At 37.3% G+C, this 16050-nt stretch carries 13 protein-coding genes and 1 rRNA gene; 9 read left to right on the top strand and 5 right to left on the bottom strand.

Annotation, left to right across the window (positions count from 1 at the left end):
• Positions 1-18: 18 nt before the first annotated feature.
• From mnmE to rpmH, 5 genes are all read right to left on the bottom strand, one after another.
• Positions 19-1404 carry a tRNA uridine-5-carboxymethylaminomethyl(34) synthesis GTPase MnmE gene (mnmE, locus tag PZE06_RS20290; RefSeq protein WP_150917308.1) on the bottom strand — a complete coding sequence of 462 codons (1386 nt, stop codon included), beginning with the start codon at positions 1402-1404 and terminating at the stop codon, positions 19-21.
• A 588-nt stretch (positions 1405-1992) separates the two neighbouring features.
• Positions 1993-2610 (bottom strand): RNA-binding cell elongation regulator Jag/EloR, encoded by a 618-nt coding sequence (gene jag, locus PZE06_RS20285; RefSeq protein ID WP_150917311.1) that lies wholly within the window; start codon positions 2608-2610, stop codon positions 1993-1995.
• Entirely contained in the window at positions 2607-3386 is a 780-nt protein-coding gene (gene spoIIIJ / locus PZE06_RS20280; protein WP_150917314.1) for a YidC family membrane integrase SpoIIIJ, read from the bottom strand. Before spoIIIJ ends, jag begins: the two co-directional genes overlap by 4 nt.
• A 245-nt stretch (positions 3387-3631) precedes the next feature.
• The gene (rnpA, locus tag PZE06_RS20275) at positions 3632-3994 is read right to left on the bottom strand and encodes a ribonuclease P protein component (RefSeq protein WP_095314760.1); all 363 of its coding nucleotides are present in this window, start codon (positions 3992-3994) and stop codon (positions 3632-3634) included.
• A 309-nt stretch (positions 3995-4303) separates the two neighbouring features.
• Positions 4304-4438, bottom strand: coding sequence for a 50S ribosomal protein L34 (gene rpmH / locus PZE06_RS20270; protein ID WP_095314751.1), 135 nt, complete (start codon positions 4436-4438; stop codon positions 4304-4306).
• Between the two features lie 692 nt (positions 4439-5130).
• On the opposite strand from rpmH, the gene dnaA reads away from it, so the two are divergent.
• The 9 genes from dnaA to PZE06_RS20225 all read left to right on the top strand — a co-directional run.
• Positions 5131-6477, top strand: coding sequence for a chromosomal replication initiator protein DnaA (gene dnaA, locus PZE06_RS20265; protein ID WP_150917317.1), 1347 nt, complete (start codon positions 5131-5133; stop codon positions 6475-6477).
• A 183-nt stretch (positions 6478-6660) separates the two neighbouring features.
• Positions 6661-7797 carry a DNA polymerase III subunit beta gene (gene dnaN, locus PZE06_RS20260; protein WP_150917320.1) on the top strand — a complete coding sequence of 379 codons (1137 nt, stop codon included), beginning with the start codon at positions 6661-6663 and terminating at the stop codon, positions 7795-7797.
• A gap of 333 nt (positions 7798-8130) precedes the next feature.
• Entirely contained in the window at positions 8131-8343 is a 213-nt protein-coding gene (gene yaaA, locus PZE06_RS20255) for a S4 domain-containing protein YaaA (protein WP_150917323.1), read from the top strand.
• A 33-nt stretch (positions 8344-8376) separates the two neighbouring features.
• Entirely contained in the window at positions 8377-9495 is a 1119-nt protein-coding gene (gene recF / locus PZE06_RS20250) for a DNA replication/repair protein RecF (RefSeq protein WP_150917326.1), read from the top strand.
• 10 nt (positions 9496-9505) lie between these two features.
• A complete protein-coding gene (gene remB, locus PZE06_RS20245; protein ID WP_150917329.1) occupies positions 9506-9754 on the top strand; it encodes an extracellular matrix regulator RemB in 249 nt (82 codons plus the stop codon).
• 168 nt (positions 9755-9922) lie between these two features.
• On the top strand, positions 9923-11854 hold the full coding sequence (gene gyrB, locus PZE06_RS20240; RefSeq protein WP_150917332.1) for a DNA topoisomerase (ATP-hydrolyzing) subunit B: 1932 nt from the start codon (positions 9923-9925) through the stop codon (positions 11852-11854).
• Between the two features lie 87 nt (positions 11855-11941).
• Positions 11942-14464, top strand: a complete 2523-nt coding sequence (gene gyrA, locus PZE06_RS20235) for a DNA gyrase subunit A (protein WP_150917335.1) — start codon at positions 11942-11944, stop codon at positions 14462-14464.
• Positions 14465-14595: 131 nt separating this feature from the next.
• The gene (locus PZE06_RS20230; protein ID WP_150917338.1) at positions 14596-15669 is read left to right on the top strand and encodes an HD-GYP domain-containing protein; all 1074 of its coding nucleotides are present in this window, start codon (positions 14596-14598) and stop codon (positions 15667-15669) included.
• Between the two features lie 279 nt (positions 15670-15948).
• Positions 15949-16050: ribosomal RNA gene (locus PZE06_RS20225) — 16S ribosomal RNA — on the top strand; the annotation flags it as partial.

Below are 16050 nucleotides of genomic sequence, written 5' to 3'. Positions count from 1 at the left end.
TCATTTTCTAAATAAACGTTATTTTCCTAAACAGAACTGGGAGAATAATTGATCAATTAAACTTTCATGTACACTATCACCAATAATTTCACCTAATATCTCCCATGTCCGAGTTAAATCAATTTGCACAATATCGATCGGAACACCCGCCTCCACTCCTGAGATGGCTTCTTCAATCGATTGATGCGCCTGATTTAGTAATGCGATATGCCGACTATTGGAGACATAAGTCATATCACTTGCTTCAATGGAGCCTGCGAAGAAAAGGGAGGCGATCGCTTCTTCCAATTCTGTGACTCCTACGTCCTCTAACAATGACGTGGTAACAAGCTTATGTTCCTGTGCCAGCTTATTAACTCGCTCTAAATCAATTTTTTGCGGAAGGTCGGTCTTGTTCACAATAACGATGACATCCATCCCTTCCACTGCCTTAAATATATTTACATCTTCTTCTGTTAACTCATCAGCATAATTCAAAACCAATAAAATTAAATCAGCTTCTTTTAAAACTTGTCTCGAGCGTTCCACTCCGATTCGTTCAACGATATCTTCTGTTTCACGAATTCCCGCCGTATCTAAAAGTCTCAGAGGAACTCCTCTAACATTGACATATTCTTCGATAACATCTCGTGTTGTTCCCGGAATATCCGTTACAATTGCTTTATTTTCCTGAACTAAACTATTTAGCAAAGAAGACTTCCCTACATTTGGGCGCCCTACTATGACGGTCGAAATCCCTTCTCGTAATATCTTCCCCTGTTGTGACGTTTGTAGGAGATTTTCAATTTCCTTTTTCACATAGCTTGCCTTTTCAATGAGGAGTTGATGAGTCATTTCCTCTACATCATCATACTCAGGGTAATCAATATTCACTTCAACATGGGCTAATGTTTCGAGAATCTCCTGTCGAAGCTTCTGAATTAGCCTTGAAAGGCGCCCATCCATTTGCCCTAAGGCAACATTCATGGCACGATCCGTCTTTGCTCGTATTAAATCCATGACTGCCTCTGCTTGCGATAAATCAATTCTTCCATTTAAAAATGCCCTTTTGGTAAACTCTCCTGGTTCTGCTAATCGCGCTCCTGCATTTAATACAAGCTGCAGCACACGATTGACAGACACAAGCCCACCATGACAATTGATTTCTATTACATCTTCTTTTGTAAATGTTTTTGGTCCCTTCATCACAGAAACCATTACTTCCTCTGCAACCTCTTTCGTTTTAGGATCAAGTATATGTCCGTAATGAATGGTATGGGATGCAACATCGGCCAGCTTCTTCCCACCAACCCCTTGAAAAAGGCTGCCCGCAATTTCAATCGCCTGATCACCACTTAATCTTACGATAGCGATTGCTCCCTCTCCCATCGGAGTCGATATTGCCGCGATCGTATCTAACTGCATCCTTAACACCTCTCTTTTCTCTATCACCATATAAATCGCTCGGCGATTTATCATCTATATAAAAATTATTAACATCCAAAATTATAGAATACCATAGGCTTACCTGTGGAAAAAGGATTTTCACTTAGTTATCCACATCTCCCATTTCCTGATGATAAACTACGCTTATTTTAACTTATCCACATGTGAATAACAATAAAACGAACCACTATCACTTTTACGAATAAAAAAAAGAGGAGAGTTTTCGTCATTTCTTCCTTTCAGTGATATAACGATTGATTTATTCTGTTTTTACATTCAGGAAATTACTCATTTTTGCCCATTCCGTGCAAAACTTGCTTTCACATGGAATGGGCAAAAAGCAACACCGATATATAATAAGTTCTTGTCGAAAAACTGATCAATAAATCAGGAAAAATTGAAGGGTGCGGAAGTTTACTGTTTTTCATTGATGCTTCCTTCCTTTACGAAAATTTACTGATCAATGGATTTGCCTTCAAACAGCAAAAAAGCAAGGGAAGAAAATGACTCACTTTCTTCCCCTGCTTGTTGAACGAAGGCTTTTCAAACAGCCTCTTAAAATTGTTTTTACTTCATTGGTGCAATAACGATGTGACGATTTGGTTCGACACCATCAGAATAGGTTTTGATCCGGTTATTTTCCATCAAAGCAGTGTGAATTACTTTACGCTCATATGATGGCATTGGTTCTAATGCGACCTTTTTTCCAGTTTTCAGTGCTTTTTGGGCAAGACGTTCAGCTAAATGCACTAAAGTCTCATTTCTTCTCTTGCGATAGTCTTCCGCATCTAAAAGAACGTGGAAGTACTGATCAGAGAAACGATTGATCACAAGCTGAGTCAAGTATTGAAGAGAATTAAGAGTTTGTCCTCTTTTTCCAATTAACAAAGCAATTTTATCTCCTGAAAGGATAAATTGAACTTGTTTCCCATCTCTTAATACCTCAATTTCAACATCGACACCCATTTTTTCACTAACATCTTTTAAAAATTCCTTTGCTTCTTCAACTGGATCAATCTTTGCTGTTACCTTTACAACAGCTGGCCGAGAGCCAAATCCAAATATCCCCTTTTTACCTTCATCCATAATCGCTATTTCTACGCGGTCTTCTGTTGTTTCTAGTTGAGCTAAAGCCGATTTGACTGCTTCTTCGACAGTTTGTCCTGTAGCAGTTACCTGTTTCACTTTTTTGCTCCTCCCGCTTTACCAGTTTCTTTTTCTGCTTTTAAATCTGGACCTTTAATAAAGTATGTTTGCACTATCATAAATAAGTTCCCTACAACCCAATACAAGGATAAAGCAGCTGGGAAACTAATCGCAAAGATGATGATCATAATTGGCATTAACCAAAGCATCATTGCCATTTGCGGATTTTGATTAGCTGTACCGGCCATCATCATTTTTTGTTGAATAAAAGTTGTAACCCCAGCGATTAATGGCAATAAATAATAAGGGTCTGGAGAACCTAAATCAAACCATAAGAAATTATGCTCAGCTATCTCTCTCGTTCTTGAAATCGCATGATAAAATCCAATCAGGATCGGCATTTGAATCAAGATTGGAAAACACCCTGCCAATGGATTAATATTATGCTTTTGGAATAACGCCATCGTCTCCTGTTGGAGCTTTTGTTGTGTTTTCTGATCCTTTGAGCTGTACTTCTCCCGCAACGCTTGCATCTCAGGCTGAATAGCTTGCATCGCTTTTGAACTCTTCGTTTGCTTAATCATTAATGGCAAAATTAAGAGACGAATTAAAATCGTTACTATAATAATCGACAATCCAAAGTTTTCACCGGTAAAATTCGCTACCATGACAATAAATTGTGACAATGGATAGACGATATATTCGTTCCAAAATCCTTCACTTTCTGCAGTAATCGGTTGATTATACTCCATACACCCTGTTAATAGAGTCGTTAGCAAGATCAAGCCGATTATAAGAAACATTCTCTTTTTCAACCGTTATTTCCTCCTTAATATGAAAGCTGTATTCATTTTAATCCATTTCAATTTAGCTTAATAGGAAGTCATGAACCTATACAGGCAAAGCTTAGCTCTTATTTTACATCCTATCTCTAGAGTGAAATCGATTTATGCAAATAGTAGTAAATCTATTTATGAAAACGGTCTATTTTGACGAATCAACAGTATTGTATCATCTTTTGATAGACAGCGCTGTAGAAAAGTACGGCATCTTTTAAAAATTATGATCTGGAGCTTGTCTTTTTCCATTTTAGTACTTTAGAAATTTTTAACACATGAATTAAACTATTTTTTATTTCAAAAAAATCCATTTCAGCTGCAGGCTTTCTAGCGATGATAATATAATCATATTCATTATGGAGATCTTCCTCAAGCTCTAAGACCGCCTGACGTATATATCGCTTAATTTGATTTCTTTTAACCGCATTTCCAAGCTTTTTACTTACCGAGAGTCCAATTCGAAAATGAGCCTGCCCCGGTTTTTTTAAAGAGTAAACGACGAACTGGCGATTTGCAAAAGACTTTCCTTTTTTAAAAATCTCTTGAAACTCTTTATTTTTTTTTACTCTAAATTCTTTCTTCACTTTCTCACCTTCAAATCGGCTCATTCTTTGCCATAAAAAATATCAATATTATACGTTAAGATTATCATCTTCCTAGATTATATCTATACGTATTTTCTATAAATTAGGCTTTGTTATCTTGTTGATTTTTGCTCATTTTACACAAATTAAATCAAAAATTGTTTTCTCAAGCAATCTGTTTAACAAAGCGATAAATTAAGCCTTTTTTCAACTTCAGCACTCTAGTCTTTAAAAGTATGCTTCTCAAGCGATCGTTTACAAAAAAAGAACTCAATTAATGAGAAAAAAGACCACTGATTATTCAGTGGCCTAAGCAGATAATACTTTTCTTCCTTTACGACGACGACGAGCTAGAACTTTACGTCCGTTTGCAGAGCTCATACGACTACGGAATCCATGAACTTTACTTCTCTTACGATTATTTGGTTGAAACGTTCTTTTCATATATGACACCTCCCTGAGGAATAGCTGTTAAAGACAGTCTAAACAATTATATAAAGCAAACCATAAAAATGTCAACCTTATAAATAAATTTCCCCTTCTCATCTTAAGCAATCATTTTTTATGAACTTCAGCGCAATACTCCAATATGTCGCTTTCCTCCATGTAAAGAACCGAAAATCAATACCATCATATAGTCCAATATATAAAAATAACGACATGCTCTTCCATTCACCCCAAGCTGTGTATAACTTTCGACAAGTTTTATTATTATCCACAACACATATTGACAGCTTTTTCACACATTAATCAATTGTGGACAATTTACATCCACATGTTGTACTTCTTGTGGATAAAACAAGAAAAACCATTGCACAGCAATGGATTATTTGATATTATAGTTGTGTTTTCACCTTGGATATAACTTTGTGTATAACTTATTTATCCACAGACTGTGGATAGTATGTGGACAGTTTATTCACTCCCCTTGAAAAACTTTGTCCACATATCGTGGATATTGTCGAAATCCTACTTAATTTCCTTATTATATAGTTTTCCACAGTTTGATTTCGTATATTGATATATTTTTATCGCTATTTCTGCTTTTTAGCACATAGTAGCCTTATTTTTTTTATTCAACATATAAGTTTTGCCATGCTGAACGGAAAATATGAACGAAGAAGGAGGGAAAACGATTGGAAAATATTGCGGATCTTTGGAATAATGCGCTCTCTAGTATTGAAAAAAAGATTAGCAAACCGAGTTTTGATACATGGTTAAAATCTACAACAGCCCACTCTCTCAAAAAAGATACATTGACCGTTACCGCTCCAAACGAATTTGCACGAGATTGGCTAGAAGAGCGCTATTCTGAACTTATCTCCAGTATTTTGTTTGATATTACTGGTGAAGAACTAAATGTAAAATTTATTATTCCGCAAAATAAACAAGATGATGATGTTGAATTGCCAAATCCCCCCAAAAAAATTCAGAGGGATGAGGAACATGCAGAACTGCCGTTGACCATGTTAAACCCGAAGAATACCTTTGACACCTTTGTTATTGGTTCTGGCAATCGCTTTGCCCATGCAGCATCATTGGCAGTAGCTGAAGCACCAGCAAAGGCCTACAATCCGCTTTTTATCTATGGTGGAGTCGGACTCGGAAAAACGCATTTAATGCATGCAATTGGTCATTATGTATTGGAACATAATCCTTCAGCAAAAGTTGTTTATTTATCATCGGAAAAATTTACGAATGAGTTTATTAACTCCATTCGAGATAATAAAGCAACTGAGTTTCGCAATAAATATAGAAAAGTAGATGTGCTTTTAATTGATGATATTCAATTTTTAGCCGGAAAAGAATCAACTCAAGAAGAATTTTTCCATACTTTTAATACTTTGCATGAAGAGAACAAACAAATTGTTATATCTAGTGACAGACCGCCCAAAGAGATTCCAACATTGGAGGATCGCCTACGTTCTCGCTTTGAATGGGGTTTAATCACTGACATTACCCCACCTGATTTAGAAACGAGAATCGCTATTTTACGGAAGAAAGCGAAAGCAGAAGGATTAGATATTCCAAATGAAGTGATGCTATACATTGCCAATCAAATTGATTCCAACATTCGAGAATTAGAGGGAGCGTTAATAAGAGTCGTTGCCTATTCCTCATTAATCAATAAAGACATCAATGCGGATCTGGCAGCTGAAGCATTAAAAGATATCATTCCAAGTTCTAAGCCAAAAATCATTACGATCCTCGATATTCAACAAACTGTCGGGGAGTATTTTAATGTGAAGCTGGAAGATTTTAAGGCAAAAAAACGAACTAAATCTGTTGCGTTCCCAAGGCAAATTGCGATGTATCTAGCAAGAGAACTAACGGATTTCTCTCTGCCTAAAATAGGCGAGGAGTTTGGTGGGCGCGATCATACAACTGTCATTCATGCCCATGAAAAGATTTCTAATCTTATGCAAACGGATGTGCAATTTCAAAATCAAATGAAAGAAATCAATGAACTGCTAAAGATTTAATTTAGTGCTAGTCTGAATGATGTGCATAACTTGCCCATGCTTACACACAGTCTGTCCACATGTGGATAGACTGTGTTTCCTTTCGATCTTTATAGTTATCCACATACTAACAGGGCCTACTAGTACTTCTATTATTTTTTTATAAAAAAATATATATAATATGCCAAACGGAGGATTAAACAAATGCGATTTATAATCCAAAGGGATCGTCTCGTACAAAGTGTTCAAGATGTCATGAAAGCTGTCACTAGCAGAACAACCATTCCAATTTTAACTGGAATCAAAATTGTTGCAGATGATGAAGGAGTCACGTTAACAGGAAGTGATTCAGATATTTCAATTGAATCTTTTATTCCGAGAGAGGAAGAAGGAGATGAAATTGTCGAGATTAAGCAAAAAGGCGCAATCGTGTTACAAGCTAAATTCTTTAGCGAAATCGTCAAAAAATTGCCGACTGATTTCGTTGAAATGGAAGTTCAAAATCAACTTCAAATTGTTATCCGTTCAGGAAAATCGGAATTTAATTTAAATGGGTTAGATCCTGATGAATACCCGCGCTTGCCACAGGTTGAAGAGGAGGATGCTTTTAAAATTCCAACTGATTTATTAAAAGCTCTAATTCGTCAAACCGTATTTGCTGTGTCCACGTCAGAAACACGACCTGTATTGACAGGTGTAAACTGGAAAGTGGAAAATGGGGAACTAATCTGTATTGCAACAGATAGTCATCGCTTAGCTTTAAGAAAAGCGAAAGTTGAACTTGAAGCAGATAAGCAGTTTAATGTCGTTATTCCAGGAAAGAGCTTAAATGAATTAAGTAAAATTCTTGATGACAATAACGAATTAGTAGATATTGTTATTACTGAAAATCAAGTTCTTTTTAAAGCAAAGCACCTTTTATTCTTTTCACGCTTACTTGAAGGGAATTACCCAGATACATCAAGATTAATACCTGCGGAAAACAAAACAGAAGTAATTGTTAATACGAAAGACTTCCTGCACGCAATTGACCGTGCCTCATTATTAGCGCGAGAAGGACGTAATAACGTAGTGCGGCTAGCAACATTAGAAAATAAAGGAATTGAAATCTCCTCTAATACCCCTGAAATTGGAAAAGTGATTGAAGAATTAATAGCACAATCGATCGATGGAGAAGAATTGAAAATCTCGTTTAGTGCTAAATACGTGATGGATGCATTAAAAACATTAGAAGGTCACGAAATAAAAATAAGTTTTACTGGTGCAATGAGACCATTTGTTATTCGTCCCCTCAACGACGATTCATTGCTGCAACTTATTTTGCCAGTTAGAACATATTAGCATGATGAGTCACCAGCTTTGTTGGTGGCTTTATTTTTCTATTTATCAATATTGTTTAATTACACAGAAAATCCGTTTTTAGGCTGTTGATGTTGAGCACATTTTCTCTCTGATTCTGGCATAACTAAAAAGATGGGCAAACTACAATGCCTTTTTAGGAGCCTCCAGTTTGTATTGTATTCCCCTCTTCATGGAGAAATTTTGCTATGCATTATCTTTGAAGAAATGAGTGGTACGTTACCTGTGTCGAAGGCGTTTGCACTTTTCTTTGTGTACAGTCCATTTATTTAGTAAAATATAAGAATAAGACTCCAAAGAGAAAAGAGTGACACGGTGGTACAAAAAATAAAAATTGATACGGAATATATTACGCTAGGACAATTTTTAAAACTTGCAGAATTAATTGGCTCCGGTGGTATGGCAAAATGGTTTTTAAGCGAATACGAGATTAAAGTAAATGGTCAGCAAGATCAAAGAAGAGGAAGAAAACTACGAGTTGGAGATAAAATTTCAATTCAAAATGCTGGTTCTTTTGAGATTGTTTGAAATTAGAGGATTTTGTAAAAGGATGTATCGTCGATGTATATTGAGCATTTACAATTGAAAAATTACCGGAATTATAAAGAATTAGAAATTCCATTTGACAATAAGGTCAATGTTATTCTCGGAGAAAATGCTCAAGGGAAGACGAATGTCATGGAATCTATCTATGTTTTAGCTATGGCAAAATCCCATCGAACATCAAATGATAAAGATCTTATTCGCTGGGACGAAGAATATGCTAAAATAGAAGGTAGGGTTAAAAAAAGGCACGGTTCCATTCCGATGGAGTTAGTGATTTCAAAAAAAGGAAAAAAAGCAAAATGTAACCATATCGAGCAGCAAAAGCTCAGTCAATATATTGGAAATATGAATGTAGTTATGTTCGCGCCTGAAGATCTCCATTTAGTAAAAGGGAGCCCTCAAGTAAGGCGTCGTTTTATTGATATGGAGATTGGCCAGGTGTCCCCTGTTTATCTACATGATATTGGGCAATACCAAAAAATATTACAGCAGCGAAATCACTATTTAAAACTGTTGCAATTGAAGAAACAGACAGATATGACTATGCTCGACATTTTAACTGAACAATTTATCGAAATGGCTGTGAAAATTATTTCGAAGCGTTTCGAGTTTATTCAGTTGCTCGAAAATTGGGCGATTCCGATTCATAAAGGAATTTCAAGGGATTTAGAAACATTAAAAATTCTCTATAAACCTTCCGTAGACGTATCAGAAAACCAAGTTTTGTCGAAAATGGTAGAAGTATTAGAAGAAAAATTTGCCAAAGTGAAAACACGAGAAATTGAAAGAGGCGTTACATTGTTTGGTCCTCATCGCGATGATCTTCTCTTTCATGTCAATGATCGTGATGTGCAAACATTTGGCTCACAGGGTCAACAAAGGACAACTGCGCTCTCATTAAAACTGGCTGAAATAGAATTGATCCGTTCAGAAATTGATGAATATCCTATTCTTCTACTTGATGATGTTCTTTCTGAATTAGATGATTTTCGTCAATCTCATTTATTAAACACGATCCAAGGCAAAGTTCAAACTTTTGTAACAACAACAAATGTAGACGGGATTGACCATCAAACCTTAAAAGAAGCAGCTACTTTTAAGGTTGAATCTGGTTGGATTGAAAAAATTCAGTGAGGTGAGACCCATGTATGTTCATCTAGGAGAGGATACGCTGGTGAGGGCAATGGAGATTATCGCCATCCTTGATAAAGAAACAGTGAAATCTTCTCAATATATGCAAGAGTTGTTAGAGAAAAAGGATAAGGACATCATTCCCCTTACTAAAGGCACGTTTAAATCAATAGTTATTACTGAAAATGCGGTGTACTATTCTCCGTTAGCTTCAGGAACACTGAAAAAACGTTCAACCAAACCGGTGTTGCAAGAGCTTTAATAAAGGGTTAGATCAAGTCTATTTTCTTTTTTTTAACCTATTCATAGCCTTTATGATTTTTATCATGTTTATAATTAATAACTACTTAAAAGCAAGCTCTCAAAAAGTTGAAGCTCTAAAAATGGAGAGACTTTAGTTGAGTTTATTAGAAAGTGTAGGTGATTGACTGTGGCTACGGAACAAGAAGCGGTACAGGGACAATCCTATGATGCCGAGCAGATACAAGTATTAGAAGGTCTTGAGGCTGTTCGAAAGCGTCCGGGAATGTACATTGGTTCAACGAGTGCCAAAGGATTGCATCATTTAGTTTGGGAAATTGTTGATAATAGTATAGATGAAGCACTTGCAGGTTTCTGCTCTGAAATCGAGGTTTTTATAGAAAAAGATAACAGTATTACTGTAGTTGATAATGGTCGAGGGATTCCTGTTGGGATTCAGGAAAAAATGGGCCGCCCTGCCGTTGAGGTTATAATGACGGTCCTCCATGCTGGTGGTAAATTTGGCGGCGGTGGATATAAAGTGTCAGGAGGATTACATGGGGTTGGTGCCTCAGTTGTAAATGCTCTGTCGACATTCCTTGAAGTATACGTTCACCGTGATGGTCAAATCCATTACCAAAAATATGAGCGCGGGGTGCCTTGTGCTGATCTTAAGGTAATTGGAGAAACAGACCATACTGGAACAACGATTCATTTTCAACCAGATCCGGAAATTTTTACTGAAACGATTGAATATGATTTTGAAACACTTGCGACCCGTACTCGTGAGCTCGCCTTTTTAAATAAAGGTTTGAAAATTTCGATTGAAGATAAGCGAGCGGAAGAAAAAAAGCGTAATGAATATCATTACGAGGGCGGAATTAAGTCTTATGTAGAACATTTAAACCGAACGAAGGATGTCCTTCATGAGGAGCCCATCTTTATTGAAGGCGAAAAAGATGGCATCGCCATTGAAGTATCTCTGCAATACAATGAGGGCTACACAGAAAATATTTATTCTTTTGCCAATAATATTCACACGTATGAAGGCGGTACACATGAGTCCGGCTTTAAAACTGCGTTAACGAGAATAATCAATGATTACGCGCGAAAGAATGGTTTTTTTAAAGAAAGTGATGCTAACTTGACCGGTGATGATGTTCGAGAAGGATTAACGGCCATTATATCCATTAAGCACCCTGATCCTCAGTTTGAAGGACAAACGAAAACAAAGCTCGGAAATTCTGAAGTTAGGGCTGCGACTGATACAATTTTTGCAGAGCATTTTGAAAAGTTCTTACTGGAAAACCCTTCGGTAGCCCGCAAAATTGTCGATAAAGGTTTAATGGCGACAAGAGCAAGGCTAGCAGCGAAAAAAGCAAGGGAATTAACAAGAAGAAAAAGCGCACTAGAGGTTTCGAGCTTGCCTGGTAAGCTTGCTGATTGTTCGTCAAAGGATCCATCAATAAGTGAGTTATATATTGTTGAGGGTGACTCAGCGGGTGGTTCAGCTAAGCAAGGGCGTGATCGCCATTTTCAAGCCATCCTGCCTTTAAGAGGGAAAATTTTAAACGTTGAGAAGGCTCGCCTTGATCGAATTTTATCGAATAATGAGGTTCGAGCGATTATTACAGCTTGTGGCACTGGTATTGGTGAAGATTTTGATATTGCGAAAGCCCGCTACCACAAAATTGTCATAATGACTGATGCGGATGTTGACGGTGCACATATACGTACCCTATTATTAACCTTTTTCTATCGTTATATGAGAAAAATTATTGAAGCTGGTTATATTTATATTGCTCAGCCTCCATTGTACAAGGTACAGCAGGGAAAGCGCATTGAGTATGCTTATGATAATAAAGAGCTCGATCGCATTTTTGCAGAGCTTCCTAGTCAGCCAAAGCCAAATATCCAACGTTATAAAGGTCTTGGGGAAATGAACCCCGAGCAATTATGGGAAACAACGATGGATCCAGAGAGAAGAACGATGCTACAAGTAAGTCTTGAAGATGCTATTGAAGCAGATGAAACATTTGAGATTCTAATGGGAGATAAAGTTGAGCCACGTCGTAATTTTATCGAAGAGAATGCTCAATATGTTAAGAATTTGGATATTTAGTTCATCCATGAGGATAGCTGGTATACCCACTATCCTTTTTATTCTTAAATGTCATTAAAGAACTCACTCTGAAAAGGAGGTTTCTTCATGTCTGAAACTTCAAATCCGCAAGTTAAAGAAATTAATATTAGTCAGGAAATGCGCTCTTCATTTTTAGATTATGCGATGAGTGTAATCGTTTCACGTGCTCTGCCGGATGTACGAGATGGATTAAAACCAGTTCACCGCCGTATTTTATATGCTATGCATGATTTAGGAATCCATGCAGACAAGCCTTATAAAAAATCTGCTCGTATCGTCGGAGATGTAATCGGTAAATATCACCCTCACGGTGATTCTGCTGTTTACGAAACGATGGTGCGTATGGCTCAGGATTTTAACTATCGCTATATGCTTGTAGATGGGCACGGGAATTTTGGTTCGGTCGATGGTGATGCGGCTGCAGCTATGCGTTATACAGAATCTCGTATGTCAAAAATTTCGATGGAACTATTAAGAGACATCAATAAAGATACGATTGATTATCAAGATAACTATGATGGTGAGGAAAGAGAACCTGTTGTTCTCCCTGCTCGTTTCCCTAATCTTTTGGTAAATGGAACTACAGGTATTGCTGTTGGGATGGCAACTAACATCCCCCCTCACCAGCTTGGAGAAATTATTGATGGTGTTTTAGCGATAAGCAAGGATCCGGATATAACGATTCAGGAACTCATGGATATCATTCCAGGACCAGACTTTCCAACAGCAGGATTAATTCTTGGTCGAAGCGGTATCCGAAAGGCTTACGAAACAGGAAGAGGCTCAATAACATTAAGAGCCAAGGTAGAGATCGAACAAAAGTCCAACGGTAAAGAAGTTATTATTGTTAAGGAAATTCCTTATCAAGTAAATAAAGCAAGACTAATTGAAAAAATTGCAGAGCTAGCTCGTGACAAAAAGATCGATGGCATTACTGATTTAAGAGATGAGTCCGATCGTAAAGGAATGCGCATTGTTATCGAAGTTCGGAAGGATGCGAATGCGAATGTTCTTTTAAATAACTTATACAAGCATACTGCATTGCAAACGAGCTTCGGAATCAATATGCTGGCTCTTGTCGATGGTCATCCGAAGGTTCTTAATTTGAAAGAGTGCCTCCACTACTATCTACAGCACCAACAAGTTGTTATCCGCCGCAGAACAGAGTTTGAGCTGCGAAAAGCGGAAGCACGAGCTCATATTTTAGAAGGGCTACGAATAGCTTTAGATCATATTGACGAAGTGATTGCCTTAATCCGCGGTTCACAAACAACTGAGATTGCTAGAGAAGGATTAATGACAACGTTCGGCTTATCTGATAAGCAAGCGCAAGCAATTTTAGACATGCGTTTGCAGCGTCTAACTGGATTAGAACGTGAAAAGATCGAAGAAGAATATCAAAATTTGATGAAGCTGATTGCAGAGCTTAAAGCGATTTTAGCGGATGAAGAAAAAGTTTTGGAAATCATTCGTGAAGAGCTAACTGAAATTAAAGAGCGTTTTAATGATACCCGTCGTACTGAAATTGTAACGGCAGGACTTGAAAATATTGAAGATGAGGATCTGATCCCGCGTGAGAATATTGTTGTGACGATTACGCATAACGGCTATATAAAGAGGTTGCCAGTATCAACATATCGTGCGCAAAAACGTGGGGGAAGAGGTATTCAGGGGATGGGAACCAATGAGGATGATTTTGTTGAGCATCTCATCACTACATCTACCCATGACACTCTCCTATTCTTTACGAATAAAGGAAAGGTATATCGTGCCAAGGGGTATGAGATTCCAGAGTTTTCCCGGACGGCGAAAGGTCTCCCGATTATCAATCTGTTAGAAGTAGATAAAGGCGAATGGGTGAATGCGATCATCCCTGTTGAGGAGTTCGTTGATGACTGGTTCCTGTTCTTCACAACAAAAGAGGGAGTGTCAAAACGTTCACCACTGTCGTCCTTTGCACATATACGTAACAACGGCTTAATTGCCTTGAATTTGCGTGAAGGTGATGAATTGATTTCTGTTCGTCTTACTGACGGGAATAAAGAAATTATTATTGGCACGAAAAATGGTATGCTCATTCGCTTCCCAGAGACAGATGTTCGTTCGATGGGGAGAACAGCAACAGGTGTGAAAGGGATTACCATTAATCAGGAGAATGATGAGGTCATCGGGATGGAAGTGCTTGACGAAGGTTCCGACATATTAATTGTTACGAAAAACGGCTACGGAAAGCGAACACCAGCCGAAGAATATCGTATTCAAGGTAGAGGCGGAAAAGGAATCAAGACATGTAATATTACCGATAAAAATGGCGATTTAGTTGCTATGAAAGCTGTCACAGGTGAAGAAGATCTAATGCTGATTACTACTGGCGGCGTCATTATTCGAATGGCTGTGAATGATATTTCAACGATGGGAAGAAACACACAAGGAGTTAGATTGATTCGCTTGAATGAAAGTGAAAGTGAATTCGTTTCAACTGTAGCCAAAGTTGAAAGAGAAGAAGAAAGTGAACAAGATCCGCAAATGGATCATGAAAATCTTGAGGTTGTAGAAGAAAGTCAAGATGACTCTTCTTCTCAAGAATGATTTTTTAAGCTGTAGTGCAAAAGTGCTACAGCTTTTCTACATAATATAGCCATTGATTGAAAGATCAAGTAAAATAGTCAGAGAGACTAGCTTTTTAGCAATGTACGTTTTAGACAAAAGAGGTGTTTCGAATGCGAGTGAAAATTAGTGAACTTCAAGAAGGATGTATTTTATCTGAGGATGTTATGAGCCTGACAAACCGCCCTATTATTCCAAATAAAACAATCCTAACGCATGAATTAATTCAATATTTAAAGGCTTTTTTAATTTCAGAAGTGACTGTTCAGCGAACACTCGTTAACGGAACCCCGTTTATTCCTTCGGAGATTATTGAAGAAGAGAATGTTGAGGAATTAGCAGATGCTAATATTGTTTTTACTGAGTTATTTTTAGAAGCAGTTCGAGATTACAAAAAGGAATTTTCAAAATGGCAATCTGGATTACCTTTAGATATTACTAAAGTGAGAGCGATTTTAATTCCTTTAATAGAAACTTTAGATAACCATGCTGAAGAAATATTTTTCCTGCACCACTTATCGACTGAAAAGGAATATTTGTACCAGCATTCGGTTGCAGTTGCCCTTTTAAGTGCTTTTTTAGGGAAAAAGCTCAATTATCAACAGGGAGATATTGTCCAATTAGCTTTAGCAGGCTGTCTTGCTGATTGTGGAATGGCTAAAGTCCCTGCTCGTCTCATCAACAAAAACGACGCATTATCAAGCGCTGAATATGAAGAAATAAAAAATCACCCAACCTATAGTTACCAAATGATTCAGGGAAGCAATTTATTAAGAGATGATGCGAAAATTGCCATTTACCAACATCATGAACGACTGGACGGCAGCGGCTATCCGCGTGGTGATAAAAAGATTCATCGTTTTGCCAAAGTCATCGCTATTGCTGATACTTTTCATGCAATGACCTCCGCCCGCTTATATCGCCAAAAACAATCGCCATTTAAGGTATTGGAAATGATCATGGAAGATAGTTTTGGAAAATTTGATCTGTCAGTAATTAAAGCTCTTCAATCAGGATTGATGAATTTCTCAATCGGAAGCAAGGTGAAATTATCCGATGGCGAAATGGCAGAAATATTATTTATTGAAGAAAAGTCCCCTACGAGGCCATTAATTAAAATAATTGATACAAATGAGATCATTCAGCTTGAAAAGCATCGCAATATTTATATTGAAGAAGTTGTGTAAAAGGAAATGTAGTCAAGAAGTACGGCATCAAAATGCCCTTGTATTCCTATACGTGGGCTGTTATACTTATTGAAGTCAACAAACAAGTATTTTTTTAATAAAAAAGTGTTGACGGGAAAAAATGAAAATGGTATATTGTTAAAGTCGCTTCTGAGCGAAGATAGAAATTGTACTTTGAAAACTAAACAAATCATACGTCAACAAATTATAGTGGAGGCACTCTTATGAGAGCCAAAACTAGCCAACGTTTATTTTAAACATAAGAGCTAATCTTACTCTTTTTTGGAGAGTTTGATCCTGGCTCAGGACGAACGCTGGCGGCGTGCCTAATACATGCAAGTCGAGCGCTTGCACAAGAAAGCTTGCTTTCTTGTTGCTTGA

Origin of the sequence: Robertmurraya sp. DFI.2.37, from assembly GCF_029211245.1 — a bacterium.
GTDB lineage: Bacteria > Bacillota > Bacilli > Bacillales > Cytobacillaceae > Robertmurraya > Robertmurraya methanolica_A.
Note: the sequence above shows the minus strand (reverse complement) of the source record. Positions and strands in the feature narration are given on the sequence as shown.